This is a genomic window from Actinomycetospora sp., assembly GCF_055612215.1.
The window spans coordinates 1-2,210 of the sequence record NZ_JBVPVA010000950.1; the positions used below are offsets into that span (position 1 = coordinate 1).

Annotated in this window: 2 protein-coding genes and 1 pseudogene; 2 read left to right on the forward strand and 1 reads right to left on the reverse strand. The window is 75.5% G+C overall.

Translation table 11 applies throughout. The annotated features are described in order from the left end of the window. Positions 1–623: hypothetical protein (locus tag AC0CYZ_RS25855; RefSeq protein ID WP_472220682.1), on the reverse strand; the 623-nt coding region annotated here is incomplete at its 3' end. Positions 624–686: 63 nt separating this feature from the next. Between AC0CYZ_RS25855 and AC0CYZ_RS25860 the strand changes: the two genes are divergently transcribed. After that, the gene (locus AC0CYZ_RS25860; protein ID WP_472220684.1) at positions 687–1,820 is read left to right on the forward strand and encodes a M24 family metallopeptidase; all 1,134 of its coding nucleotides are present in this window, start codon (positions 687–689) and stop codon (positions 1,818–1,820) included. Positions 1,821–1,879: 59 nt separating this feature from the next. Next, positions 1,880–2,210 (forward strand): annotated as a pseudogene (locus AC0CYZ_RS25865) (elongation factor P); the annotation flags it as partial.

Consider the following 2,210-nt stretch of genomic DNA (forward strand, 5'->3'; position numbering starts at 1 on the left):
GGGGCCGGGGTCGCGGCAGGCGACGGGGCGGGCACGGGGGCGTCCCCGGCCTCCCGCCGCTCACGCTCCTCGAGCCGCCGCGCACGCCGGGCCGCCACGCGCTCGGCGGTCGAGGCGGGCAGGACCGGGGTGGCGCCGGCCTCGCCCGAGAACGTGGTGGCGGCGCCGACGCCGTCCTCCGGCGGCTCGTCGACGTCCGCACCCGGGTCCTGCTCGGCGCGGGGATCGCCCGAGCGGCGCAGCGAGAGCCACCCGAGGCGGGACCCGACGGACACCGAGGCGAGCACGAGCAGCACCGTGAAGGAGGCCCGCCCCACCAGGGACGCGCCGAGGTCCTCGACCCCGACCGCGTCCACGAAGCTCAGCAGCAGGATCCAGCTCAGCAGGCCCGCGGCGGGGCCCGTCACCAGCGAGGCCTTGAGCCACGTCCACTCCGGCGGCACGCGGTCGGCGATCACCTCGGCGCCGCCCCACACGAGGCCGACGAGGAGCAGGAGACCGAGCAGGAGGACCGACCACAGCAGGGTCAGGTTCACCAGCCGCGCCGACAACGCGACGAACAGGGTCTGGCCCACGCCGTAGAGCAGCGTCATGGCCAGAGCACGCAGCACCCAGGGACGCACGGGGCCCACCGTACGGTGCGCCTCGTCACGCCCCGTCGGCACCGTCGGTCCTAGGCTCGCGGGGTGACCCCCGCGAGCACGCCGACCCCCAGCCCCCGCCCGGCCGGGGTCCGGCGGCGGGAGGCCCTCCGGGCCGCCCTGCGCGACGCCGGGCTCGACGCGCTGCTGGTCACCGACCTGGTCAACGTCCGCTACCTCGCCGGTTTCACCGGGTCCAACGCGGCCCTGCTCGTGCACGCCGCCGACGGGCCCGGCGACGAGGGCCGCACCGTGCTGGCCACCGACGGCCGCTACACCGTGCAGGCGGCCGCCGAGACCCCCGACCTGCCGCTGCTCGTCGAGCGGGCGTGCGCGCCGGCCCTGCTGGGGGCCACGACGGCCGCCGTGATCGGGTTCGACAGCGCGCAGGTCACCGTCGACGCCCTCGACACCCTCACCGCGGCCACCGCGGCCGACCTGCGCCGCGCCCCCGGGCTCGTCGAACGGCTGCGCGCGGTCAAGGACGACGCCGAGGTCGACGCCCTGCGCCTGGGGTGCGCGGCGGCCGACGCGGCGCTGGCCGGGGCGATCGCGGACGGGGTCCTCGCCCCGGGGCGCACCGAGCGGGTGGTGGCGCGGGAGCTGGAGGAGCGGATGGTCGCCCACGGCGCCTCCGGGCCGGCCTTCGAGACGATCGTCGCCGCGGGGGGCCACTCCGCGATCCCGCACCACTCGCCCACCGACGCCCCGCTCGCGGCCGGGGACCTCGTCACGATGGACTTCGGCGCCCTCGTCGACGGCTACCACTCGGACATGACGCGCACTGTGCTCGTCGGGCCCGACAGCGCCGTCGCGGACTGGCAGCGGGAGATCTACGCGCTGGTCGACGCGGCCGCGGCCGCCGGTCGCGCCGCCCTGCGGCCCGGGGTCGGCACCCGCGAGGTCGACGGCGCCGCCCGCGACGTCATCGCGGCCGCGGGCTACGGCGAGTGGTTCGTGCACCCGGTCGGGCACGGCGTCGGACTCGTCATCCACGAGGCTCCCGCGATGGGCTCCACGGCGACCGCTACCCTGGAGGAGGGCATGACGGTCACCGTCGAGCCGGGCGTCTACCTCCCCGGTCGCGGCGGTGTGCGGATCGAGGACACCCTGGTCGTGACCGGGTCCGGGGCCGAACCGCTGACCGCGTCGACGCGGGATCTCCTGGTCCTGGGCTGACGCGGCCCCGTCCGGACACCCGGTCCCCCGACGAGATCGAGCACAGGAGCGACGCGGCAGTGGCGACGACGAACGACCTGAAGAACGGCCTGGTGCTGCGGATCGACGGCAACCTCTGGGCCGTCACCGAGTTCCAGCACGTCAAGCCGGGCAAGGGTGGCGCCTTCGTCCGCACGACGCTGAAGAACGTGATGACCGGCAAGGTCGTCGACAAGACGTTCAACGCGGGCACGAAGGTCGAGACGGCCAACGTCGACCGGCGGGACATGACGTTCCTCTACCGCGACGGCGACGATTTCGTGTTCATGGACGCGAACGACTACGAGCAGATCCCGGTCCCGGCGCAGACCGTCGGGGACCAGGCGCGCTTCCTGCTGGAGAACCAGGAGG